This window comes from Pseudomonas sp. W17 (genome assembly GCF_040268305.1).
Lineage (GTDB): Bacteria > Pseudomonadota > Gammaproteobacteria > Pseudomonadales > Pseudomonadaceae > Aquipseudomonas > Aquipseudomonas protegens.
Map to the genome: position 1 here is coordinate 4366422 of NZ_CP158490.1, position 25692 is coordinate 4392113.

The 25692-nt window shown below is 64.3% G+C and carries 18 protein-coding genes; 16 read left to right on the forward strand and 2 right to left on the reverse strand.

The genetic code is table 11. The annotated features are described in order from the left end of the window. The first annotated feature begins 364 nt into the window (after positions 1-364). From ABCR88_RS20045 to ABCR88_RS20090, 10 genes are all read left to right on the forward strand, one after another. Complete coding sequence (locus ABCR88_RS20045) at positions 365-1978, forward strand: tryptophan halogenase family protein (protein ID WP_350403227.1); 1614 nt, start codon at positions 365-367, stop codon at positions 1976-1978. Further along, entirely contained in the window at positions 1978-3063 is a 1086-nt protein-coding gene (locus tag ABCR88_RS20050) for a monodechloroaminopyrrolnitrin synthase PrnB family protein (RefSeq protein WP_053159249.1), read from the forward strand. The genes ABCR88_RS20045 and ABCR88_RS20050 overlap by 1 nt, the downstream gene beginning before the upstream one ends. Before the next feature lie 42 nt (positions 3064-3105). After that, positions 3106-4809: a tryptophan 7-halogenase gene (locus ABCR88_RS20055; RefSeq protein WP_350403230.1), complete on the forward strand. Its 1704-nt coding sequence runs from the start codon at positions 3106-3108 to the stop codon at positions 4807-4809. 24 nt (positions 4810-4833) lie between these two features. Beyond that, entirely contained in the window at positions 4834-5925 is a 1092-nt protein-coding gene (locus ABCR88_RS20060; protein ID WP_065364323.1) for a Rieske 2Fe-2S domain-containing protein, read from the forward strand. A 154-nt stretch (positions 5926-6079) separates the two neighbouring features. Further along, on the forward strand, positions 6080-7315 hold the full coding sequence (locus ABCR88_RS20065; protein WP_019094363.1) for a cation:proton antiporter: 1236 nt from the start codon (positions 6080-6082) through the stop codon (positions 7313-7315). A gap of 24 nt (positions 7316-7339) precedes the next feature. Further along, positions 7340-7900, forward strand: coding sequence for a flavin reductase family protein (locus ABCR88_RS20070; RefSeq protein WP_015636044.1), 561 nt, complete (start codon positions 7340-7342; stop codon positions 7898-7900). 417 nt (positions 7901-8317) lie between these two features. Next, positions 8318-8836: a sigma-70 family RNA polymerase sigma factor gene (locus ABCR88_RS20075; RefSeq protein ID WP_123724263.1), complete on the forward strand. Its 519-nt coding sequence runs from the start codon at positions 8318-8320 to the stop codon at positions 8834-8836. Continuing rightward, a complete protein-coding gene (locus ABCR88_RS20080) occupies positions 8829-9827 on the forward strand; it encodes a FecR domain-containing protein (RefSeq protein ID WP_350403233.1) in 999 nt (332 codons plus the stop codon). Before ABCR88_RS20075 ends, ABCR88_RS20080 begins: the two co-directional genes overlap by 8 nt. A 119-nt stretch (positions 9828-9946) precedes the next feature. Beyond that, positions 9947-12742, forward strand: a complete 2796-nt coding sequence (locus ABCR88_RS20085) for a TonB-dependent receptor (RefSeq protein WP_350403235.1) — start codon at positions 9947-9949, stop codon at positions 12740-12742. Position 12743: 1 nt separating this feature from the next. Beyond that, positions 12744-13844, forward strand: coding sequence for a cytochrome c peroxidase (locus ABCR88_RS20090; RefSeq protein ID WP_350403236.1), 1101 nt, complete (start codon positions 12744-12746; stop codon positions 13842-13844). Between the two features lie 45 nt (positions 13845-13889). Here ABCR88_RS20090 and ABCR88_RS20095 read toward each other — a convergent pair whose 3' ends face one another. Both ABCR88_RS20095 and ABCR88_RS20100 read right to left on the reverse strand, forming a co-directional pair. Next, complete coding sequence (locus ABCR88_RS20095) at positions 13890-15044, reverse strand: alpha-hydroxy acid oxidase (RefSeq protein ID WP_041118848.1); 1155 nt, start codon at positions 15042-15044, stop codon at positions 13890-13892. Between the two features lie 92 nt (positions 15045-15136). Then, positions 15137-16054: a LysR substrate-binding domain-containing protein gene (locus ABCR88_RS20100; protein WP_041118849.1), complete on the reverse strand. Its 918-nt coding sequence runs from the start codon at positions 16052-16054 to the stop codon at positions 15137-15139. A 228-nt stretch (positions 16055-16282) separates the two neighbouring features. Here ABCR88_RS20100 and ABCR88_RS20105 point away from each other — a divergent pair, with 228 nt between their 5' ends. The 6 genes from ABCR88_RS20105 to ABCR88_RS20130 all read left to right on the forward strand — a co-directional run bounded on the left by ABCR88_RS20105 (position 16283) and on the right by ABCR88_RS20130 (position 25683). Next, positions 16283-17311, forward strand: coding sequence for an ABC transporter substrate-binding protein (locus tag ABCR88_RS20105; protein WP_325984881.1), 1029 nt, complete (start codon positions 16283-16285; stop codon positions 17309-17311). Between the two features lie 355 nt (positions 17312-17666). Then, on the forward strand, positions 17667-18704 hold the full coding sequence (locus ABCR88_RS20110; protein WP_041118851.1) for an ABC transporter substrate-binding protein: 1038 nt from the start codon (positions 17667-17669) through the stop codon (positions 18702-18704). A 239-nt stretch (positions 18705-18943) separates the two neighbouring features. Beyond that, positions 18944-19393: a PTS sugar transporter subunit IIA gene (locus ABCR88_RS20115; RefSeq protein WP_350022891.1), complete on the forward strand. Its 450-nt coding sequence runs from the start codon at positions 18944-18946 to the stop codon at positions 19391-19393. 246 nt (positions 19394-19639) lie between these two features. Continuing rightward, positions 19640-21388, forward strand: a complete 1749-nt coding sequence (locus ABCR88_RS20120) for an efflux transporter outer membrane subunit (RefSeq protein ID WP_325984883.1) — start codon at positions 19640-19642, stop codon at positions 21386-21388. A 12-nt stretch (positions 21389-21400) separates the two neighbouring features. Next, complete coding sequence (locus ABCR88_RS20125) at positions 21401-22597, forward strand: efflux RND transporter periplasmic adaptor subunit (protein ID WP_350022892.1); 1197 nt, start codon at positions 21401-21403, stop codon at positions 22595-22597. 8 nt (positions 22598-22605) lie between these two features. Beyond that, positions 22606-25683, forward strand: a complete 3078-nt coding sequence (locus tag ABCR88_RS20130; RefSeq protein WP_350403240.1) for an efflux RND transporter permease subunit — start codon at positions 22606-22608, stop codon at positions 25681-25683. The last annotated feature ends 9 nt before the right edge of the window (positions 25684-25692 follow it).

Below are 25692 nucleotides of genomic sequence, written 5' to 3' on the forward strand. Positions count from 1 at the left end.
ACTGCACGCCAACGGATTGGCCGTAAGCACAAGCGGGACAAGGAAGCCGTCAGGCTCTGTCAGTGATCCGATCATTTTTGAGCGGCTCGCCTCTCTCAAGATCGGCGGCGGATGAAGGCATGCCCAAACTTCAGCCCCCCCCTCAGCGGCCGACTGATCAGGCGCAAAAAACCTACGCAATATTTTCCTTTAGACCAAATGCCTTTGCTTTTTTGAATGCTAATTCGGAAACGGAAGGTGCATCGCTTTTCCGGCAGGCTAGAGTCTGATCCGACAAGCACATTGATGTGCCTCTTGCACGGATGCACAGGGACTCGCGGCCTTCTCCTCTTCACAGACAGCCCGCCTCGAAACAGGGAGTGTTATGAACAAGCCGATCAAGAATATCGTCATCGTGGGCGGCGGCACCGCGGGCTGGATGGCCGCTTCGTACCTCGTCCGGGCGCTCCAACAGCAGGTAAACATCACGCTCATCGAGTCTGCGGCGATCCCCCGGATCGGCGTGGGCGAGGCGACCATCCCGAGTTTGCAGAAGGTGTTCTTCGACTTCCTCGGGATACCGGAGCGGGAGTGGATGCCCCAAGTGAACGGCGCCTTCAAGGCCGCGATCAAGTTCGTGAACTGGAGAGAATCTCCCGACCCATCGCGCGAAGATTACTTCTACCATTTGTTCGGCAGCGTGCCGAACTGCGACGGCGTGCCGCTTACCCACTACTGGCTGCGCAAGCACGAACAGGGCTTCCAGCAGCCGATGGCGTACGCGTGCTATCCGCAGCCCGGGGCCCTCGACGGCAAGCTGGCACCCTGCCTGGCCGACGGCACCCGCCAGATGTCCCACGCGTGGCACTTCGACGCGCACCTGGTGGCCGACTTCTTGAAGCGCTGGGCCGTCGAGCGCGGGGTGAATCGCGTGGTCGACGAGGTCGTGGAGGTTCAACTGAACGACCGCGGCTACATCTCCACCCTGTTAACCAAGGAAGGGCGGACGCTGGAGGCGGACCTGTTCATCGACTGCTCCGGCATGCGAGGGCTCCTGATCAATCAGGCCCTGAAGGAACCCTTCATCGACATGTCCGACTACCTGCTGTGCGACAGCGCGGTCGCCAGCGCCGTGCCCAACGACGACGCGCGCGAGGGGGTCGAGCCTTACACCTCCGCGATTGCCATGAACTCGGGATGGACCTGGAAGATTCCGATGCTGGGCCGGTTCGGCAGCGGCTACGTCTTCTCGAGCAAGTTCACCTCGCGCGACCAGGCCACCGCCGACTTCCTCAAACTCTGGGGCCTCTCGGACAATCAGCAGCTCAACCAGATCAAGTTCCGGGTCGGGCGCAACAAGCGGGCGTGGGTCAACAACTGCGTCTCGATCGGGCTGTCGTCGTGCTTTCTGGAGCCCCTGGAATCGACGGGAATCTACTTCATCTACGCGGCGCTTTACCAACTCGTGAAGCACTTCCCCGACACCTCGTTCGACCCGCGGTTGCGCGACGCATTCAACGCCGAGATCGTCTACATGTTCGACGACTGCCGAGACTTCGTCCAGGCGCACTATTTCACTACGGCGCGCGAAGACACGCCGTTCTGGCTCGCGAACCGGCACGAACTGCGGCTCTCGGACGCCATCCAGGAGAAGGTTGAGCGCTACAAGGCCGGGCTGCCACTGACCACCACCTCGTTCGACGATTCCACGTACTACGAGACCTTCGACTACGAATTCAAGAACTTCTGGTTGAACGGCAACTACTACTGCATCTTTGCCGGCCTGGGCATGCTGCCCGACCGGTCGCTGCCGCTCCTGCAGCACCGACCGGAGTCGATCCAGAAGGCCGAAGCGATGTTCGCCAGCATCCGGCGCGAAGCCGAGCGCCTGCGCACGAGCCTGCCGACGAACTACGACTACCTGCGGTCACTGCGTGACGGCGCGCAGCTGTCGCGCAACCAGCACGGGCCGACGCTCGCGGCTCAGGAACGCCAGTAGTGGAACGCACCTTGAACCGGGTATCCGCATTCGCGGCCACACACGCTGCCGTGGCGGCCTGCGATCCGCTACAGGCACGCGCGCTGGTTCTGCAGCTGCCGGCCCTGAACCGTGACAAGGACGTGCCCGGCATCGTCGGCCTGCTGCGCGAATTCCTCCCGGTGCGCGGCGTGCCCTCCAGCTGGGGCTTCGTCGAAGCCGCCGCCGCGATGCGGGACATCGGTTTCTTCCTGGGGTCGCTCAAGCGGCACGGACATGAGCCCGTGGACCTGGTGCCCGGGCTTGAACGGGTGCTGCTCGACCTGGCACGGGTGACCGACTTGCCGCCGCGCGAGACACTCCTGCATGTGACGGTCTGGAACCCGGCGGCGGCCGATGCGCAGCGGAGCTACACCGGGCTGCCCGACGAAGCGCACCTGCTCGAGAGCGTGCGCATCTCGATGGCGGCCCTCGAGGCGGCCATCGCGTTGACCGTCGAGCTGTCCGATGTATCCCTGCGCTCGCCCGCGTTCGCGCAAGGGTGCGATGAGCTGGAAGCCTACCTGCAGAAAATGGTCGAATCGATCGTCTACGCGTACCGCTTCATCTCGCCCCAGGTCTTCTACGATGAGCTGCGCCCCTTCTACGAACCGATTCGAGTCGGGGGCCAGAGCTACCTCGGCCCCGGCGCCGTAGAAATGCCCCTCTTCGTGCTGGAGCACGTCCTGTGGGGCTCGCAATCGGACGACCCAGCTTATCGAGAATTCAAAGAGACGTACCTGCCCTACGTGCTTCCCGCGTACAGGGCGGTCTACGCTCGGTTCGCCACAGAGCCGGCGCTCATCGACCGCGCGCTCGACGAGGCGCGAGCGGTGGGTACGCAGGGCGAGCACGTCCGGGCTGGGCTGACGGCCCTCGAGCGGGTCTTCAAGGTCCTGCTGCGCTTCCGGGCGCCTCACCTCAAATTGGCGGAGCGGGCATACGAAGCCGGGCGCAGCGGCCCCACAACCGGCAGCGGGGGCTACGCGCCCAGCATGCTCGGCGATCTACTCACGCTCACCTGTGCCGCGCGGTCCCGCATCCGCGCCGCGCTCGATGAATCCTGATGCGCGCGACCCAGTGTTATTTCACAAGGAGAGTTTGCCCCCATGACTCAGAAGAGCCCCGCGAACGGACACGATAGCAACCACTTCGACGTAATCATCCTCGGTTCGGGCATGTCCGGTACCCAGATGGGGGCCATCCTGGCCAAACAACAGTTTCGCGTGCTGATCATCGAGCAGTCGTCGCACCCGCGGTTCACGATCGGCGAATCGTCGATCCCCGAAACGTCTCTCATGAACCGCATCATCGCTGATCGCTACGACATTCCGGAGCTCGGCCACATCACCTCGTTCTACTCGACGCAGCGTTACGTTTCGTCGAGCACGGGCATCAAGCGCAACTTCGGCTTCGTGTTCCACAAACCTGGCCAGGAGCACGACCCGAAGGAGTTCACCCAGTGCGTCATTCCCGAGCTGCCGTGGGGGCCGGAGAGCCATTATTACCGGCAGGACGTCGACGCCTATCTGTTGCAAGCGGCCATCAAATATGGCTGCACGGTCCGCCAGAAGACAAGCGTGACCGAATATCACGCGGACAAGGACGGCGTCGCGGTGACCACCGCCGAGGGCGAGCGGTTCACCGGCCGGTACATGATCGACTGCGGAGGACCCGGCGCGCCGCTGGCGACCAAGTTCGGGCTCCGCGAAGAGCCGTGTCGCTTCAAGACGCACTCGCGCAGCCTCTACACGCACATGCTCGGGGTCAAGCCGTTCGACGACATCTTCAAGGTCAAGGGGCAGCGCTGGCGCTGGCACGAAGGAACCCTGCACCACATGTTCACCGGCGGCTGGCTCTGGGTGATTCCGTTCAACAACCACCCGCGCTCGACCAATAACCTGGTGAGCGTCGGCCTGCAGCTCGACCCGCGTATCTACCCGAAAACCGACATTCCCGCGCAGCAGGAATTCGACGAGTTCCTCGCGCGGTTCCCGAGCATCGGCGCTCAGTTCCGGGACGCCGTGCCGGTGCGCGACTGGGTCAAGACCGACCGCCTGCAGTTCTCGTCGAACGCCTGCGTCGGCGACCGCTACTGCCTGATGCTGCACGCGAACGGGTTCATCGACCCGCTCTTCTCCCGGGGGCTCGAGAACACCGCGGTGACCATCCACGCGCTCGCGGCGCGCCTCATCAAGGCGCTACGCGACGACGACTTCTCCCCCGAGCGCTTCGAGTACATCGAGCGCCTGCAGCAAAAGCTTTTGGACCACAACGACGACTTCGTCAGCTGCTGCTACACGGCGTTCTCGAACTTCCGCCTATGGGACGCGTTCCACCGGCTGTGGGCGGTCGGCACTATCCTCGGGCAGTTCCGGCTGGTGCAAGCCCACGCGAGGTTTCGCGCGTCGCGCGACGAGGGCGACCTCGATCACCTCGACAACGACCCGCCGTACCTCGGGTACCTGTGCGCGGACATGGAGCAGTACTACCAGTTGTTCAACGACGCCAAAGCCGAGGTCGAGGCCGTGAGCGCCGGGCACAAGTCGGCCGAGGAGGCCGCGTTGCGGATTCACGCCCTCATCGACGAACGAGACTTCGCCAAGCCGATGTTCGGCTTCGGGTACTGCATCACCGGGGACAAGCCGCAGCTCAACAACTCGAAGTACAGCCTGATACCGGCGATGAAGCTGATGTACTGGACGCAAACCCGCGCGCCGGCAGAGGTGAAGAAGTACTTCGACTACAACCCGATGTTCGCGCTGCTCAAGGCGTACATCACCACCCGCATCGGCTTGGCTCTGAAGAAGTAGTCGGCCAAGGACGGCACACACGCGATGAACAACATTCAATTGGATCAAGCGAACGTCAAGAAGCATCCCCCGGGGGCGTACGACGCGACCACACGCGTGGCCGCGAGCTGGTACGTCGCGATGCGCTCGAACGACCTCAGGGACAAGCCGAAGGAGTTGACGCTCTTTGGCCGTCCGTACGTGGCGTGGCGCGCAGCGACGGGGCAGGCCGTGGTGATGGACCGCCACTGCTCGCACCTGGGCGCGAACCTGGCTGACGGGCGGATCAAGGACGGGTGCATCCAGTGCCCGTTTCACCACTGGCGCTACGACGAGCAAGGCAAGTGCGTTCACATCCCCGGCCACAGCGAGGTGGTGCGCCAGCTGGAGCCGGTGCCACGCGCGGCGCGCCAGCCGACGTTGGTCACCACCGAGCGATACGGCTACGTGTGGGTCTGGTACGGCTCCCCGCAGCCGCTGCACCCGCTGCCCGAAATCACCGCAGCCGACGTCGACAACGGCGACTTCATGCACCTGCACTTCGCGTTCGAGACGACGACGGCGGTCTTGCGGATCGTCGAGAACTTCTACGACGCACAGCACGCAACCCCCGTGCACGCGCTCCCGATCTCGGCCTTCGAGCTCAAGCTCTTCGACGACTGGAGCCGGTGGCCGGAGGTTGAGTCGCTGGCCCGGGCGGGCGCGTGGTTCGGTGCCGGGATCGACTTCCACGTGAACCGCTACTTCGGCCCCCTCGGCATGCTGTCGCGCGCGCTCGGCCTGAACATGTCGCAGATGAACCTGCACTTCGATGGCTACCCCGGCGGGTGCGTGATGACCGTTGCCCTGGACGCAGACGTCAAATACAAACTGCTCCAGTGTGTGACACCGGTGAGCGACGGCAAGAACATCATGCACATGCTCATCTCGATCAAGAAGGTGGGCGGCGTCCTGCGCCGTGCGACCGACTTCGTGCTGTTCGGGCTGCAGACCAGACAGGCAGCGGGGTACGACGTCAAAATCTGGAACGGGATGAAGCCCGACGGCGGCGGCGCGTACAGCAAGTACGACAAGCTCGTGCTCAAGTACCGTGCGTTCTACCGCGGCTGGGTCGACCGTGTCGCGAGTGAGCAGTAATGCGTGAGGCCGAGCCGGTAGCGGTCGCGTCGCGCTGCCCGGCGCTTGCGAACCTTTCGAGCTGCGTCACGGAGATCACGGCGTACGGCGCGGCGGGCCCGCTTGGGCTCGCGGCCACCCGCTTGGTGTCGGTGTCGCTCTTTGCGAGGTATTGATGACCATCTGGCTGTTGCAACTCGTGCTGGTGATCGCGCTCTGCAACCTCTGCGGCCGCCTTGCCGAACGGCTCGGCCAGTGCGCGGTGGTCGGCGAGATCGCGGCCGGCCTGCTGTTGGGGCCTTCGCTGTTCGGCGTGATCGCACCGAGTTTCTACGACCTGTTGTTCGGCCCACGTACGCTGTCAGCCATGGCGCAAGTCGGCGAAGTCGGCCTGATACTGCTGATGTTTCAGATCGGTCTGCATATGGAGTTGAGCGAGACGCTGCGCGGCAAGCGCTGGCGCATACCTGTCGCGATCGCGGCGGGCGGGCTCATCGCGCCGGCCGCGATCGGCATGATCGTCGCCATCGTCTCGAAAGATACGCTCGCCAGCGACGTGCCGGCGCTGCCCTACATACTCTTTTGCGGTGTCGCGCTTGCGGTATCAGCGGTGCCGGTGATGGCGCGCATCATCGACGACCTGGCGCTCGGCGCCATGGTCGGCGCACGGCACGCAATGTCTGCCGCGATGCTGACGGATGCGCTCGGCTGGATGCTGCTGGCAACGATTGCCTCGCTATCGAGCGGGCCTGGCTGGGCATTTGCGCACATGCTCGTCAGCCTGCTCGTGTACCTGGTGCTATGCGCGCTCCTGGTGCGCTTTGTGGTGCGACCGGTGCTTGCGCGGCTCGCCTCGACTGCGCATGCAACGCGCGACCGCTTGGCCGTGTTGCTCTGCTTTGTAATAGCCTCGGCACTCGCGACGTCGCTGATCGGATTCCATAGTGCATTTGGCGCACTTGCGGCGGCGCTATTCGTGCGGCGCGTGCCCGGCGTCGCGAAGGAGTGGCGCGATAACGTCGAAGGTTTCGTCAAGCTTGTACTGATGCCGGTGTTCTTCGCGTGTGCGGGGCTGCATGCGTCGGTCGGCACGATAGACGACGCGGCATCATGGATGTGGTGCGGGGTATTCCTCGTGGGCGGATTCATCGGCAAGTTCGGCGGCAGCTATCTGGGCGCGCGTGGCACTGGGCTGGCGCCACACGATGCGATGCTGGTGAGCTCGTTGATGAATACGCGCGGGTTGATGGAGCTAATCGTCCTGTCAATCGGCCTGCAGATGCAGATTCTTCCGCCAAAGGTCTACACGATCCTCGTGGTGTTCGCGCTGGTGACGACGGCGCTGACCGCACCGCTGGTTCGATTCACGCTGCGCATGCAAACACGCGCAATGAGCCAACAGGCCGCCTGAGCCAGCTTGAGGGGAGAGCTCACCATGATTGCTGCCACCGAAACCAAAGTTCACGATTTGCTCGATGCCGAGGGCCGCGATGTCCGCGATGCCCGTGAACTGCGCAACGTGCTGGGGCAGTTTGCTACCGGTGTGACCGTGATCACCACCCGCACCGCAGACGGCCGCAACGTCGGTGTGACGGCCAACTCGTTCTCCTCACTGTCGCTGTCACCGGCGCTGGTGCTCTGGAGCCTGGCACGCACGGCACCGAGCCTGAAGGCCTTTTGCTCGGCGAGCCACTTCGCCATCAACGTACTGGGCGCGCACCAGCACCACCTGTCGGAGCAGTTCGCACGGGCAGCAGCCGACAAGTTCGCTGGTGTAGCTCATTCCTATGGCAAGGCGGGAGCCCCGGTGCTGGACGATGTGGTGGCAGTGCTGGTGTGCCGCAACGTCACCCAGTACGAGGGCGGTGACCACCTGATCTTCATTGGCGAGATCGAACAATACCGCTACAGCGGCGCAGAACCGCTGGTCTTCCATGCAGGCCAGTACCGGGGTCTAGGGAGCAATAGAGCAGAAAGCGTCCTCAAGCACGAATAGCCCGGCTCATGTGATCTTTTGCCGGGAAGGGTCACTGATCCAGGTGCCCCTTGATGTGGCAGCAGCTCGACCTCAGTGGCTCGCTGCGCAGCGCCCCAGCGAACAACCAGCCCGATCGGCCAAGCGCCCGCGACAGCTATTTGTAGTTTCCCTCCTCCTCCTCCTCCTCCTCCTCCTCCTCCTCCTCCTCTGAAGTCGATCCGACACCCACGCCAGGAAATGAATAATCACTATTGGGTTTGTGCCCAATGAGAAAGCCCTTGTAGTACGTTTTTTTCGAATGCCTTAGGCCCTTGAAGCCAGGCCATCCCAGCGCGAGGCTTGCCCAGGCGGTGCTGATTGAGGCTCACAAAATGCATTTGATAATCATTTGCAATAAAGGATAGAATCCCGCCCCCTCGTCTGATCCCGCCTTGAATGATCGCCGCCGTGTCTTATCTCAGCGATAAACTCGAGCTCTACCTTTCCCACCGTACCGCGCTGGTCGACTATTCGGCGCCCATTGTCGGTTGTCGGGCTCAAGCCGAAGAAGTGGTCCAGGAGGCCTGGCTGCGCTTCTGCGGCCAGGCCGATAGCGCCGCCCAGCCGAGCAACCCGGTGGGCTACCTGTACCGCATCGTGCGCAACCTGTCCTTTGACCTGCTGCGGCGCTCGACCCTGGAAAATCGTCATCCCGATGGCGCCGATCTGCTGAACGAGCTGCCCTCGAGTACGCCATCACCGGAGCATCAGGCGCTGCACAGCGACCAGTTGCGCCTGCTGCAAGATGCGCTGGCACTGCTGCCGGAGCGCACGCGCCGGGCCTTCCACATGCACCGCCTGCAACACCTGACCTTCCAGGAAATTGCCGCTGAGCTGAAGATCTCCACCAGCTTGGCGCACCAGCTGGTGCGTGACGCACTGACCCACTGTGCGGAGCACCTGGCCGATGACTGATACCCCCTTGCCTCAACCTGTATCCGGTTCACTGAAGGACGACCCCGTGTGGCAGGCGGCGATGGATTGGCTGCTGCAATGCCACGCCGCGCCGGATGACGCCTTACTGCAACAGGCCCATGCGCGCTGGCTGGCCGCTGATGAGCGCCATGCTGCCGCCTGGCGCAAGGCCAAGAAAGTCTGGTTGCTCAGTGGCGGCCTGGAGCCGCTGGAGCCGCCCCTGCCCCAGCCTTTGCCCACCCCGCTCCGGGCTCGGCGCAACAGGCCGCGGCGGGCACTGAAGGCGCTTGCACTGGCGGCCTGCCTGCTGTTGCTGGCCGGGCCGACACCACCGACCGCCCATACCAGTCCAGCCGGCGAGCACCGACAAGTGCTCTTGAGTGACGGCAGCCGTATTGAGCTGGGCAGCGACAGCGCTATTCGAGTGGACTTCGAACCCGGTACGCGGGCGGTCACCCTGCTCAGGGGGCAGGCGTTCTTCGAGGTCAGCCACGATGCCTCGCGCCCGTTCACGGTGCAGGCTGCGGACATCAAGGTCAGGGTCATAGGGACCGCGTTCGACGTGGACCTCAGCCACACCGCCGTGGTGGTAGCCGTACAGAGCGGCGCTGTCCAGGTTCGCGATGGGCGCGGCGAACTCGCGGTGCCGGCCCTGGGCCCGGGCGATAGCCTTCGCCTTGGCCTGGACCAGGGCCCGCCGCAGCGCGGTCGGCTATTGCCTGGCCAGGTTGCCCCCTGGCGCCAGTGGCAGTTGCTGGTCAATGACCGGCCACTCTCCGAGGTGGTTGAAGCGCTGCAGGACTATTACCCCGGTGTACTGCTATTGACGGACCCTGCTCTGGGCGAGCGGCGCATCACCGCTTCGCTGAACCTGCGCTCGCCAGTCAGCGCGCTGCAACTGGCGATCGCTCCGCTGGGCGGGCATCTGCGGCAATGGGGCCCCTACCTCACGCTGATCAGCAAAGAGCCGCAAGTGCCGGCAAAACAATAAATTTCAAAATTTTCTGGAAGTTCTCGATCGCCGTTCGTTTATTGCCCCGCTGAGCTAATCATAATTATTCTCATTAGCATGTGCGTATTGTTCGCACTGAACGGGGAGTTCACCAGAGCATGTCCATTTTCCCCCAACAGGGACTTCAGGGTTGCCGACGCAGTGCGCGGCTGTTGTGGCTGTCAGTGGGGCTGGCGGTGTCCCTGCCGGCCTTGGCCAGTGACCATCGGACACGGCATAGCATCGACATCGCACGCCAGCCGTTAAGCACGGCTCTGATGGCGCTGGCACAGCAGACCGGCCTGCAGATCAGCGTCGAGAGCCAACTGCTGCTCAACCTGAACGCTCCGGCGGTGCAGGGCGAACTGAGCGCCGAGCAGGCGCTGGCGAAACTGCTCAAGGGCAGCCAGCTGGAGTGGATCTACATCGGTGACGACGCGCTGATGGTGCAACGGGCGACTCGCCCGCGTACCGACCCGGTCCGCCTGGGCAATACCAAGGTGCCTGGCGAGTTGTCGCTGCCCCAGGGTGAAACCCGAGTGGACCGCGCGACGATCGAAGCAATGCCGGCGGGCAATGGCGACATCACCAGCCTGTTGCGCAGCCATCCCAACGTGCAGTTCGACGACGCTCAGCTGAGCAGCAAGACCCCTGGCGAAATCGGCCCGGCCAACATCAGCATCAACGGGGCGCAGTTCTACCAGAACGCCTTCCTGGTCGATGGCATCAACATGAACAATGACATCGATCCGGCCGAAGACCGGGTGCAATTGCTGGACGCGGTACCGGGGCGCAGCCAGGGCCTGGCACTGGACACCGACCTGCTGGAGAACATCACGGTCCTGGACAGCAACGTGCCAGCGGCCTATGGCGGCTTCAACGGTGGCGTCATCGATGCACAGACCCGTGCACCGACCCAGGCGCTGCACGGCAAATTCTCGGTGCAGACCACCCGTTCCGCCTGGACCCAATATCACGTCGACGAAAGCGAAGAACAGCGCATGGAAAACTCGGGCTCTCCCGACGAGCAGCCCAAGTTCGACAAGGTCACCGTTCGTGGCACGCTGCAGGGCCACCTGACCGACAATTTCGGCCTGCTTGGCAGCTTCAGCCAGAAGCGCTCGACCATCCCCCTGGGTTTCTACTCCTACAACAATGTCGAGGAGATGGGCTTTCACGAGGAGAAGCAGCAACGGCGCATCGACAACTACTTCCTCAAGTCGGTATGGAAAGCCAGCGATCAACTCACTGTTGAGACCAGCGTGACCCATGCCCCCGAGGAGAGTCACTACTTCCGTGCCAACGTGGCCAACTCGGGTTATGACAACAAGGCCGGCGGCACCCAAGTGAACCTGCGCACCGTCTGGGATGGCGACCTGGCGCGCGTCGAACAGAACCTGGCGTGGAGCGGCCAGGAACAGAGCCGCCAATCGGACTCTGCCGATTACTGGACCTGGCGCAAGTCGGCCACCAAGGACTGGGGCATCGGCAACAAGGCCACCTCCAATACCCTTGAAGGCGGTTGGGGTGATATCGAGCAGCAACAACGTACCTGGCAGTACAAGCTCAATGCCGACTGGCGCAGCGTCGACTGGCTGGGCATGACTCACCGCCCGCAGACCGGCCTGGAATTCTCTCGCCAGTACGTGCGCTACGAGCGCCTGACCGACAGCAGCACCTATGTTGCCCCCGCGGCGACCACAACCTGCACCAACAGCGCCGGGGTTACCGACAGCGTCGCCTGCAACATGGGCCGGACCCTGAACGGCTGGGCGGGCCAGTACATGAAGAGCCGTACCCGCTACGCCACCGGCGAATTCGACTTCACCACCACCTCCTGGGGCAGCTGGCTGCAGGACGAGATCACCCTCGGCCAACTGACCTTGCGCCCGGGCGTGCGCGTGGACAGCGACGACTACATGGACAAGACCACCTGGGCGCCGCGCTTTTCCCTGGAATATGACCTGTTCGGTGACCGCACCACCTTGCTCAATGCCGGCGTCAACCGTTACTACGGACGCAGTGTCAGCAGCTGGCAGCTGCAAGACGGACGCAACCGCCTGCGCTTCAACGAAACCCGCGACAGCCTGGACAAACCCTGGGTGGTCAAATCCAACGCGGCCAACCAGGTGCGCTTCAATCAGCTGGACATCCCCTACGACGACGAGCTGATGCTGGGCGTGGTGCAGCAATGGGCCGGGGTCGAATATGCCCTCAAGTATGTCAATCGCAAGGGGCGCGACCAGGTGGTGCAGGTGTCCGGCAAGACCTTGGGCGAGCCCTCCACGGACCCGACGCTGGCGAGCAACTACACCACCTACACCAACGACGGCAAGAGCGAGACCGACACCTACACCCTGACGGTGACACCGTTGCAGCGCTGGACACTGCTGGGCACCCAGACCGGGGGGCAACTGGCGCTCAACTGGACCGACAGCAAGGCCTCCGCACCGACCTACGTCGCCGCCGAGAACCTGTACTACCAGAACAGCGTCATCCAGTACCAGGGCAGCTTCATCAATTATGACGACCGTCCGGCCAGCAACTTCAACCGGCCCTGGACGGCCCGCCTGACGACCATCACCGAGATCCCCCAGGCCAATCTGCAGTGGAGCAACTTCTGGCGCTACCGCGCCGGCTACAAGCGCATTGGCGACACGGGGCGCAATGTGGACTACATGGGCACCTCGGTGGATGTCTGGGAGGAACAGAAATTCCAGGCGGCGCTGACCTGGGACACGCGCCTGGGCTGGCGTATTCCCACCGCCAGGGACCAGAACGTGTTCATCAATGTCGACGTGTTCAACGTGCTCGACAAGAAGTCGGTCAATGCCAACCAGACGGTCAACAGCAACTCGGTCTCGACCTATGAGGTGGGCCGCCAGTACTGGCTCGAAGTCGGATACGCGTTCTGAAATGCGCCGGCCCCTGAAGAGTCTGCAGGTCATGCTCGGCATGGTGCTGGTGATTGGCCCGCAGCACGTGCTGGCCTGCGCCACGAGCGAACCGTCTTGCCTGCGCGAGTTATACAGCCGGCCCCCCGCGCAGTGGCCGGCGCCGCAGGTGGATGCCGGCGTGGCCTGGCAAGAGCTGGGCCCCTTGCCCGAGCGGGCGCCGTCCCCGGCGTACAACCCCTACACGCAGCAGAAGGCCGATCTGGGCCGCCAGCTGTTCTTCGACCCGCGCCTGTCGCGTTCGGGGCAGATTGCCTGCGCCTCCTGCCATGAACCGGACCTGGGGTTCGCCGATGGGCGTCGGGTCTCGTTCGGGCATGACCGTGCCGCGGGCCGGCGCAATGCACCGAGCCTGGTGGCCAGCGGCCTGGCCAAGAAGCTGTTCTGGGACGGGCGCGCCGACAGCCTGGAGATGCAGGCCCTGATGCCGGTCGTCGACCCCAAGGAGATGGCCTTCAGTGTCGCAGAACTGGTGGCCCGGCTGCGTGACACCACGGACTACCCGGCACAGTTCGCCCAGGTATTTCCCGGACAGGCGCTGGGTGCCGAGCAGGTGGCGGCGGCATTGGCGACTTATCAGCGTGGCCTGCTGCGGGTTGCCCAACGCACCCCCTTCGAGCGTTTTCTACGGGGGCAGGCGAAGGCGCTCAGCGACCAGCAATTGCAGGGGCTGCACCTGTTTCGCACCAAGGCACGCTGCATGAACTGCCACTTCGGCCCGGCGATGCAGGACGACCGCTTCCACAATGCAGGCCTGACCTTCTATGGGCGCCTGCGCGAAGACCTCGGGCGCTATGAAGTCACCGGGCTGGCGCAGGATGTCGGGCGCATGCGCACACCTTCACTGCGGCTGGTGAGCCATACCGGCCCCTGGTTTCACAACGGGCTGGCCAGCAGCCTCGATCAGGTGCTGTTGTTCTACAACGCAGGCATGCCCAGGCCCGTACCCAAGGAGGGGCAACTGCAAGACCCGCTGTTTCCCGTGACGTCGGCGCAATTGAAGGTATTGAAGCTGGACCGGAGCGAACTGAAGGCACTGAAGGCTTTCCTGGAGGCCCTATGAGAGGTTGGCCGAGGCGGCTGCATGCCAGACTGCGAGCCGCACTGCCTAGGGCAGAGGGTAGCTGCCCGGCAACAGAATGCTGTGATCCAGATGCTGCACATCGGTGTGCCCACACAGGGCCAGGGTCAGGTCCATTTCTCTGGCGATGATCTCCAGGGCCTTGGCCACTCCTGCCTCACCCATCGCCCCCAGGCCATACAGGTGCGCGCGCCCGAGCATGACCCCCTGGGCGCCCAGCGCCAGGGACTTGATCACGTCCTGCCCGCTGCGGATACCGCTGTCGAGCCAGACTTCGATCCGCTCGCCGACCGCCTCGACGATCGCCGGCAGCATGCTGATGCTGGAGGGCGCACCGTCCAGCTGGCGTCCGCCATGGTTGCTGACAATCAGGCCATCGGCGCCGCTGTCGGCCGCCAGGCGGGCATCCTCCACATCCAGGATGCCCTTGAGGATCAACCTGCCGCCCCAGCGTTCCTTGATCCATTGAATGTCGTCCCAGCTCAGGCACGGGTCGAACTGCTGGTAGGTCCAGTCGGCCAGTTGGCGCATGTCATCCACGCCTTTCACATGCCCCATGATGTTGCCGAAGTGGTGACGGCGGGTGCTCAACATCCCTTTGATCCAGCCCGGTTTGCCGAGGATGTTCAACAGGCTGGAGGGGTTCAGTCGCGGTGGAATACTCAGGCCGTTTTTCAGATCCTTGTGGCGCTGGCCGCTCAACTGCAGATCAAGGGTCAGGACCAGGGCATCACAACCAGCGGCCTTGGCCCGGTCGATAAGGCTGGCGACGAACCCGCGGTCACGCATGACGTAAAGCTGGAACCAGAAAGGTGCGGCGGTGGCGCGGGCGATGTCCTCAAGGGAGCAAATGCTGACCGTCGACAAGGTGTAGCGAATGCCCGCAGCGGCGGCGGCGCGGGCAGCAAGGATCTCGCCGTCGGCGTGGATCATCCCCGCCAGGCCAGTGGGCGCAATGGCCAGCGGCATGGCCATGTCGATGTCCATTCTGCGAGCGCTGAGCGAACGATGCTCGATGTTGCGCGCCACCCGCTGGCGCAGCTTGATCGCACTGAAGTCGGCCTGATTGGCCTGGTAGGTGCTCTCGGTCCAGGAGCCGCCATCGACATAGTCATAGAACATTCGCGGCACCCGCCGCTGGGCCATTACACGCAAGTCTTCGATACAGGTGATGATGGGCATTGGCCCGCTCCCGATTGAGGTTCAGCACGAGATTAACGGCCTGTCCGAAGCGTGACCGGGAAAAAATTTCGCGCTTATCGGGCGTAACTTTCCTACAGCGAATGCTTCAAGCGTGCCTGCGCCTCAAGCACGGTTTCATGACAGACCCGGGTCAACCAGGTGCTGAAGGCTTGCGCCGCCGGCGATGCCTGCCGAACCCGCAGTTGATAGTGAAATGAGGGCTCGCTGCGCACCTCGCCAATCGCCACCAGCTGCCCATCGGCCAGCCACGCCTGTGCCAGTGAGGGCCGCGCCAGGACCACGCCCTGAGCCTTGGCCGCCGCCTCAAGCATCATTCCCAGGTCCAGCAGCGCCGGGCCCTGCCGCGGTTCGACGAGTTCCAGGCCGGCTTGCATGAACCAGGGCCGCCAGGGCTCCAGAGGTGAACGCAACAAGGGCAAGCGGGCGAAATCCCGCACCGGGTCCAGGTCCGGGAAACGCGCCAGCAAGGCCGGCGCAGCCATGGGCTGCAGTTGCTCGTCGAGCAGCCGCTGGCCTGGCGCAACCTCGGCGCTGTCGCCACTGATCAGCACATCGCAAGCACTGCCATCGACACTGCCCATGGGCGCACTGAGCTGGATCTGCAGGTCGACGTCGGGGCAGGCCAGGCTGTGCTCCTGCAGACGCGGGATAAGGACCTGTCGGGCGAAGGTCGGCGGGCAACTGACCGTCAGGTGCTGCTTGCGCTGCACGGGCCGCTGATGCCCGGGGATTGCCAGCAACTGCGCGAGGATCGGGCTGACCTGCTCCAGGTAGACCTGCCCCTGCACGGTCAGCACCACACTGCCGCCCAGGCGCTCGAACAACGATACGCCCAGCAGTTGCTCCAGGCCTGCAACACGCTTGCGCAAGGCGCTCCCGGTGAGTGCCAGGGCATCGGCCGCGCGCTCGAAACTCTGCAACTGCGCGACCGCCTGGAAGGCCAGCAGAGCATCCAGGGAAGGCAGGCGATAGTCCGTGAAGTTGTTCATGTCTGGGCTCCTGGGCGCACTGCGACGATGGTCCGGGCACAGTGCCCGGTACAGGGTTGCGCCAGTCTCTGGATCTTACCCAGCCTGCTGGCACCGGGGCGACGTCTGTGCAACGCCGTGGGAAAAAAACTCCCGTTGAGCGCGCCTTTTATTCCTCATGAGCTGCAGCCGTGCTGGCTAGGATGGCCCTCGCGATCTTTAAAACAACAACAAGAAGGAAGACCAGCCATGCTTAAAATCGCTCTCAGTACCCTGGCCCTGGCGCTGCTCTGCCACGCGGCCCAGGCCGACAGCCTGACCGTGGTTTCCGTCGGTGGGCTGAACAAGCAAGCCCAGCAGCAGGCGTTCTACGCCCCCTTCGAGCGGCAACACTCGATTAGCGTTCGGGCCGGCGAGTACAACGGCGAAATCGGCATGATCAAGGCCATGGTCGAGACCGGGAGTGTCGGCTGGGATGTGGTCGAAGTGGATCATGCCGAAATACAGCGCGGCTGCGACGAAGGGTTGTTCGAACGGCTGCCGGCCATGCCTGGCGTGACCCAAAGCGACTTTATCGAGGGTGCCCTGAGTGAATGTGGAGTAGGCATATTCATCTGGTCCACTGCCCTGGTCTACAACCCCAAGGCTGTGCCCAAGCCCCCGACCGGCTGGGCCGACCTTTGGGACCTGAAGACCTTTCCCGGAAAGCGAGCCCTGCACAAAGGCGCCAAGCTGACCCTGGAGATCGCCCTGATGGCCGACGGCGTGCCCCGTGACCAGGTGTACAAGGTGCTGCGTAAAGCCGATGGCGTAGACCGCGCGTTTCGCAAGCTGGACCAGATCAAGCAACAGATCCAGTGGTGGGAATCAGGGGCTCAGCCCTTGCAGTGGCTGGCAGCCGGGGATGTCAGCATGACCTCGGTCTACACCGCCCGCGCCATCAGTGCGCAACAGGCCGGCTATGACTTCCCGCTGGTGTGGGAAGGCAACCTCTACGACCTGGACAGCTGGGGCATCGTCAAGGGCAGCCCGAATGTGCCGGCGGCGTTGAAGTTCATCGCTTTTGCCAGCTTGCCGGCGCAACAGAAACAGTTCGCCGAAATCATGCACAACGGCCCGACTCACAGGCAGACGCTGGCACTGGTCGCAGCCGAAACCCAGCGCAACTTTCCCACCGCGCCACAGAACATGGCCGTCGCGTTGAAAGTCGACAGCGAGTTCTGGATCGAACATGGGCATGAGCTGGAGGAACGCTTCACCGCCTGGGCCGCACGCTAGGCCATCGAGCCAGGCGGCTGTGGTCGACGGTTGACACCCGAGGCTGCAGCGAGCGTGAAACTGGACCGTCGGTTTGGATGACCGCCAGCGCGCCGACCATTGCTCGGCCAAGGGCACGCGCTGCCGCAATAGTTTAGTCCTGGGCGATCCAAGGATCAGGATTGCCAGGTATTCAGATCATGCCCCCCCATGCCATGTTGGCAGGTGGAGCAACAACGCTGGCCCCCGATCCAGCCTGAGCTCTGGTTGTGCGGCTTCGCGACAGTCGCCCCGGTGTTCTGAGCAACGCAGTCGGAACGATCCCGGCGTGCCGGAATGTCTCGAAGACATCCTTGTAGCGTAGGAGATAATAATAATGATCAGCATCCTGAAGTTCAGCGCCCTGGTAACAGGCTTGATAATCACCCCCCTTGGGCTTGCAGCCGACCTCACCATTGTTTCCTTCGGTGGCGCCAACAAGGACGCTCAAGTGAAGGCCTTCTACCAGCCATGGCAACGCAGCAACGGCGGCAAAATCATCGCTGGCGAATACAACGGCGAAATGGCCAAGGTCAAGGCGATGGTCGACACCGGCAGCGTCTCCTGGGACGTCGTTGAAGTTGAGTCCGCCGAATTAGCCAGAGGGTGCGATGAGGGGATGTTCGAAACACTGGACCCTGTTCAACTCGGCCTCGACAGCACAGAGTTCGTACCCGGTGCAATCCAGCCCTGCGGGATTGGTTTCCTGGTCTATTCAACAGTCCTGGCCTACAACACCAACAAGCTGGCGCGAGCGCCCACCGGCTGGAAGGATTTCTGGGATGTGGAGAGATTCCCCGGCAAACGAGGCCTGCGCAAGCTGGCCAAGTCGACCTTGGAGTTCGCGTTGATTGCCGATGGTGTCGAGTCTCATGACCTCTATTCGGTACTCGCCACCAAGGCAGGCCAGGACCGTGCGTTCGCCAAGCTGGATGAGATCAAGCCCCACCTTCAATGGTGGGAAGCCGGTGCCCAACCGCCCCAATACCTGGCAGCCGGGGACGTGGTGATGACCTCGGTGTACAACGGCCGCCTCTCGGCTGAGCAGCGCAAAAAATACGGCCTGGACATTGTCTGGTCCGGTGGTCTCTACGAATTCGACTCTTGGGCCATCCCGCGTGGAGCCTCGCAAAAAGCCAAGGCTTACCAATTCATCAGTTTCTCCGTCTCACCGGGGCAGCAGAAGCTGTTCTCCGAGCATATCGATTACGGCGCGGCCAACCTCGCCGCCATGGATCTGCTCGACAAGGCGCGTATAGCCGAACTGCCCACCGCGCCGCAGAACCTCGCGCAACAGGTTCCGGTTGATGCGCTGTTCTGGGCCGACCATGGCGAGCAACTGGAACAGCGCTTCAACGCCTGGGCGGCACGCTGAAGTCGCCAGCCCGGCGTCGGACTGACGCCGGGCTGCAGGTGACCCAAAGCTACCGGTAACGACCGTCATCGCAACACTTGCCGGATCGAGGCTTGGCCAGGCTTGCATTCTCCAAGGAGGCACCCGCCTAAAGAGTTCGTAAAGACTGCCTGCCCATGGCTCCCTTTGCTCTGCAAATACGCTTGAATAGTGCATGGCGCGAACCTGAAGAAAGCACCCTGTCATCCCCGGAGAAGCCCATGAGCAAAGTCGCCCGCTATCTGCAGGTCGAAGACATCCTCCTGGCGGTCAATGTCACGAACAAGCAGCGCCTGTTCGAGCAGGTCGGCCAACACCTGCAAGAGACCCGGCAACTGCCGGCGGAGTGGGTGGCCGCCAGCCTGTGGCGCCGGGAGCTGGCCGCCAGTACCGCCATCGGTGAAGGGGTGGCGGTGCCCCACGCGCGGCTCGCCGAGCTCGATCGCATTCATGCGCTGTACCTGCGGCCGCAGACCGCCATGGCCTTTGCCGCCCCGGACCAGCAGCCGGTCAGCGATATCCTGGTGCTGCTGGTGCCCACTCCCGCCGATCAGCAGCACCTGGACCTGCTGGCCGACACCGCCCGGCTGTTTACCAACCCGCGGTTTCGCCAGGCCCTGCTGCGCTGTACTGCACCGATGCAGGTCAAACAGCTGTTCGATCACTGGTAGCTTGACCCAGACACCTGCTCCAGCACGCAATACCCATTTGCCGCTCCCCGCGGCAAATGGGATAGCCCAAGCCCCACCGATCACCTTCCGGCACAAGATTTCATCTATTGGCGGTTAGCCGACTCATCCATTAACGTTCACTACACCTCACGCAGCCCAGCGCTTGAGGGGGGCGCCTGCCCTGCCGCCGCGCCGCTCTCCATATTCCTGTTGAACTCACTCACTGATTGCTCAATTAGAGAGAATATGAACAAGCCACAGCTGCTGCCTGTAGCCACTGGCGGCCGGCGTCCTCACAGGGACGAAGGTACCGGTCGAAAATCCTCTGGGCACCTGTCTCTTCTGTTGCTTGCCCGCTCGTCCCTGAACCTGATCTGCATCGCAGCCCTCGCCAGCTGCGCCGTGGGGCCGGATTTCAGCCGCCCGGAACTGAGCCGGGACGCCGGCTACAGCGCCACGCCCCTGCCGCCCGGCACCGTCACGGCGGGGGTCGCCGCCGGTGGCGCGGCGCAGCGACTGGTGAACGGCATGGACATTCCCGGGCAGTGGTGGACGCTGTTCCGCTCGCCGCAACTCGATGCCCTGGTGCAGGAAGCGCTGCAGGCCAACCCGGATATCGACGCCGCCCAGGCCGCGCTGCGCCAGGCCAATGAACTGCTGTACGCCGAACAGGCGTCGCTGTTTCCCTCCCTCAGCGCCTCGGCCTCGAAAACCCGCGAGAAGGTGTCCGCCGCCAGCGCCCTGGGCTCCAGCGGCGGTGCGGCAGCGGCCGGGGGCTCTGCGGCGCAGATCTTCACGGTCAACTCGGCGTCCCTGAGTGTGTCCTACGCCCCCGACGTGTTTGGCGGCACCCGCCGGCAGATCGAGGCCAGCGGTGCCCAGGCCGACTACCAGCGCTACCAGCTGGAGGCGACCTACCTGACCCTCACCGCCAACCTGGTGAACACCGCCATCAGCCTGGCCTCGATCCGTGACCAGATCGCCGCCACCGAAACCGTGATTCGCCTGCAGAGCGACCAGCTCGACCTGCTGCAGGCCCAGCGTCGACTGGGTGCCATCGGCGACAGCGATCTGCTGACCCAGCAAGCGACCCTGGCCCAGACCCGCGCCACCCTGCCGCCCTTGCAGAAACAGCTGGCCCAGACCCGCAACCAGTTGCAGGCCTACCTGGGTCGCTTCCCCAGCCAGGACCGTGGCGAACACTTCCAGCTGGCCTCCCTGCACCTGCCCGAGGAACTGCCCCTGAGCCTGCCTTCGGCCATCGTCGAGCAGCGGCCCGACGTGCGTTCCGCCGAGGCCCAGTTGCATCAGGCCAGCGCCGATATCGGCGTGGCCATCGCCAACCAGTTGCCGCAGTTCAGCATTACCGGTTCCCTGGGGTCCACGGCGCTGGCGGGCACCAAACTGTTTTCCTCCGGCACCGGGGTCTGGAGCCTGGCCGGCTCCATCGCCCAGCCGCTGTTCGACGCCGGCGCCCTGGAGCATCGCAAGCGAGCCGCGGTGGCCGGCTATGAGCAGGCCGCAGCGCGCTATCGCGGCACGGTGATCACCGCCTTCCAGGACGTAGCCAATGCCCTGCGTGCCCTGCAGGCCGACGCCGAGGCCCTGCAACAGCAAGTGCTGGCCGAGACCGCCGCGCGCCAGAGCCTGGACCTGGCCCAGGCCCAGTACCGCCTGGGCGCGGTGGGCTACCTGAACCTGCTGACTGCGCAGCAGACCTACCAGAACGCGATTGTCAGCCGGGTGCGGGCCCAGGCCGCCCGCTACAGCGACACCACGGCGCTGTTCCAGGCCCTGGGGGGCGGCTGGTGGCAGCGCCAGGATGTCGACCCCGACAGCCTCGGCAGCCCCGATCGTTTCGGCTGGCCGTCGCTCAAGGAGATGTACCCGCCGCCCGCGGCCCAGCACCGCGAACAGGCTCAAGCCGGCCAGCCGGGCCGGCTCCAGGGGCCGGCAGCCGCCGCGCCGTCCACTCGACCTGCACCCTTGCCTTAAGTGAGATCCGCCATGGCCGATGTCCACTCCAGCCCCTCCCCTGCGCACCCCGGCACGGCCCCCCAGGCGCCGCGCAAGCGCCGGCTGCTGCGGCCGATGCTGATCATGCTCGGCGTGGTGCTGCTGATCGTCGCGGTGATCGGCGGGGTCAAGTTCGCGCAGATCTCCAAGCTGATCGCCCAGGCCAAGGTGCCCCTGCCGCCCGCGGTGGTTACCGCCCTCAAGGCCCAGTACGAAGAGTGGCAGCCCAGCGTCTCCGCGGTGGGCTCGATGAAGACCGTGCGCGGGGTGGACGTGACCACCGAGGTCGGCGGCATCGTGCGCAGCATCGGCTTCAAGCCCGGCCAGGAAGTGGCCGCCGGCGACCTGCTGGTGCAGTTGAATGCCGATTCCGACATCGCCCAGTTGCACTCCCTGGAAGCCACCGCGGCCCTGGCCGGCACGGTGCTCAAGCGCGACCGGGCGCAACTGAAGGTGAGCGCGGTGTCCCAGGCCCTGGTCGAGGCCGACGAAGCCGACCTCAAGGCCAAGCTGGCCGCTGCCGAACAGCAGCGCGCGCTGGTGGCGAAGAAGAGCATCCGCGCGCCCTTTGCCGGGCGCATCGGCATCACCGCGGTCAACCCCGGGCAATACCTCAACCCGGGGGACAAGATCGCCAACCTGCAGACCTTCGACCCGATCTACATCGACTTCAACGTGCCCCAGGCCCAGGTGCAGCAGGTGGCCCTGGGCCAGAGCGTTACGGTCAGCGCCGACGGCCTGCCCAAACAGACGTTCACCGGCCGGGTCAGCTCCATCGACACCCAGTTCGACCCCAACACCCGCAACGTCACGGTGGAAGCCACCATCGACAACCCCAAGCGCAGCCTGGTGCCCGGCATGTTCGCCCGGGCCGTGGTGGCCTCCGGCGGCACCCAGCGTTACCTGACCCTGCCCCAGACCGCGGTCACCTATAACCCCTACGGCACCACGGTGTTCATCGCCAGCCAGAAGAACAACGACCAGGGCGACGCAGTGCTCACCGCGCAGCAGACCTTCATCGAAACCGGCCCCAACCGTGGCGACCAGGTGGCTGTGCTGTCAGGGGTCAAGGAAGGCGACCTGGTGATCACCAGCGGCCAGATGAAACTCAAGAACGGCTCGCCGGTGAAAGTCGACAACAGCCACGCGCCGCGCAACGATCCTTCGCCGACGCCGCAAGAGCACTAGGGCCCGCCATGAACTTCACCGATACCTTTATCAAGCGCCCGGTCTGGGCCGTGGTGGTCTCGCTGTTCATCCTGATCCTGGGCCTGCGCTCGATCTTCGAGCTGCCGGTGAACCAGTGGCCGCGCACGGAAAACACCGTGGTCACCATCAGCACCTATTACTACGGGGCCGACGCCGCCACCGTGGCCGGCTTCATTACCCAGCCCCTGGAGGCCGCCATCGCCCAGGCCCAGGGCATCGACTATCTGTCGTCCACCAGCATCACCGGGCTCTCCACCATTACCGCGACCCTGCGCCTGAACTACGACTCCAGCAAGGCGCTGACCGAGATCAACACCCAAGTCAACTCGGTGAAGAACCAGTTGCCGGCCCAGTCCCAGGAACCGGTGCTGACGGTAGCGGTGGGCCAGACCACCGACGCCATGTACCTGGGGTTCTACAGCGACACCCTGGCCACCAACAACATCACCGACTACCTGGTGCGGGTGGTCAAGCCCAAGCTCGATTCCCTGGAAGGCGTGCAGACCGCAGAGATCCTCGGCGGCCGCCAGTTCGCCCTGCGGGCCTGGCTCGACCCGGACAAGCTGGCGGCCCACAACGTCACCGCCCAGGACGTGGCCACGGCCCTGGGCAACAACAACTACCTGTCCGCCGTGGGCTCCACCAAGGGGCAGATGATCACCGTGGACCTCACCGCCGGCACCGACCTGCACACGGTGGACGAATTCAAGCGCCTGGTGGTCAAGCACAACGGCGACGCCCTGGTGTACCTGGAGGACCTGGGCAACGTCACCCTGGGGGCGGAAAACTACGACAGCAGCGTGGCTTTCTCCGGCAAGCGCTCGGTGTTCATCGGCATCAAGGCAGCGCCCACCGCCAACATCCTCAACGTCGCCGACAACGTGCGCAAAGCCTTCCCCGAACTGCAATCGCAACTGCCGGCCGGGGTGCGCGGCGAGATCGTCTACGACTCCACGGCCTTCATCAACACCTCGATCTTCGAGGTGGTGAAGACCCTGGTGGAAGCCATGATCATCGTCTCGGTGGTGATCTACCTGTTCCTCGGTTCGTTCCGTGCGGTGATCGTGCCGCTGGTGGCGATCCCGCTGTCGCTGGTGGGCACCTTCTTCGTCATGTACCTGCTGGGTTATTCCATCAACCTGCTGACCCTGCTGGCCCTGGTGCTGGCCATCGGTCTTGTGGTGGACGATGCCATCATCGTGGTGGAAAACGTCGACCGGCATATCAAGGAGCAAGGCCGCGGCGTACTGGAGGCGGCGCTGCTGGCGGCCCGCGAGCTGGGCGGCCCGATCATCGCCATGACCGTGGTGCTGATCGCCGCCTACGTGCCCATCGGCCTGCGCAGCGGCCTGACCGGGGCGCTGTTCAAGGAGTTCTGTTTTTCCCTGGCCGGCGCAGTGACGGTGTCGGCGGTGATCGCCCTTACCCTGTCGCCGATGATGACCTCGCGGCTGTTCAACAGCGGCCAGGAGGAAGGCCGCTTCGCCAAGCGCCTGGACCGCTACTTCGACTGGCTGCGGGGCCGCTACCACCGAGTGCTGGCCGCCGGGCTGGACAGCTGGCCGGTGCTGGTGACCTTCGGCTTCCTGCTGTTCCTGTTGGTGGCCGCCAGCGGCATGACCGCCAAGAGCGAGCTGTCGCCCACCGAGGACCAGGGCCTGGTGTTCATGCAGATCAAGGGCGCGCCCACCGCCTCGCCACAGCAGATGGAATGGATTGCCGACCAGGCGTTCCAGATCGCCAACAAGGAGCCCGAGTACCTGCAGATGTTCCAGCTCACCGGCCTGCCGTCGCTGAACCAGGGCCTGGGCGGGGTGCTGCTCAAGTCCTGGGAGGACCGTGACCGCTCCCAGGCGCAGTTGATTCTCGACCTGCAACAGAAGTGGAACCAGGTGCCCGGCGCCACCATCGCTGCCTTCCCCCTGCCCTCGCTACCCGGCGCCCAGGGCCTGCCAGTGCAGTTCGTGATCAGCACCACCGAGTCGGTGGCCAACCTCAACGAAGTGGCCCAGGCGGTGCTGGCCGAAGCCACCAAGCAGCAGCTGTTCTGGTTTTCCGACGTCGACCTCAAGCTCGACAAACCCCAGGCCAGGCTGGTGGTGGACCGGGAAAAGATCGCCGCCCTGGGCATGACCCAGGCCGACGTCGGCGCGGCGCTGTCGGCGGCCCTGGGGGGCAACTACGTGAACTACTTCTCCACGGCCGGGCGCTCCTACAAGGTGATTCCCCAGGTGCTGCAGGTGGACCGGCTGAACCCCGAGCAGATCCTCGACTACTACATTCGCACCCCATCGGGAACCATGATCCCGGCACGCACCGTGGCCCATATCGAGACCTCCACCGAGCCGGAGTCGGTCAACCACTTCCAGCAGCTCAACTCGGCCACCCTGTCCGGGGTCAGCGGCGTGTCCCAGGGCGAGCTACTGGCCAGGCTCAAGGGCATTCTCGAACAGGTGGCTCCGTCCGGTTACTCCACCGACTATGCCGGCGAGTCGCGGCAGTTCATCCAGGAATCCGGCGGTTTTGTCGGCCTGCTGCTGTTCTCGATCCTGATCGTCTACCTGGCCCTGGCGTTCCAGTTCGAGAGCTACCGCGACCCGGTGGTGATTCTGTTTTCGGTGCCGCCGGCGCTGTTCGGCGCCCTGGCCTTCATCACCATGGGTTTTGCCTCGATCAACGTCTACACCCAGGTCGGGCTGGTGACGCTGCTGGGGTTGATCACCAAGCACGGGATCCTGATCGTGCAGTTCGCCAACGAACTGCAGCGCGCCGGCCACAGCAAGCGCGAAGCCATCGAAGAAGCTGCCGCGGTGCGCCTGCGGCCGATCCTGATGACCACCGCAGCCATGGTCCTGGGGGTGGTGCCGCTGGTGTGGGCCTCCGGCGCCGGCGCGGCGGGCCGCCACGACATGGGGCTGGTGATCTTTGCCGGGCTGTCCATCGGCACCCTGCTGACCCTGTTCATGGTGCCGGCCATGTACCTGTTCATCGGCACCACCCACCACGCCGAGACCGCGCAGCAGCAAGACGGCGCGCAGGCGATCGAGCCATCCAGCAGTCACTGAGCGCGGGGC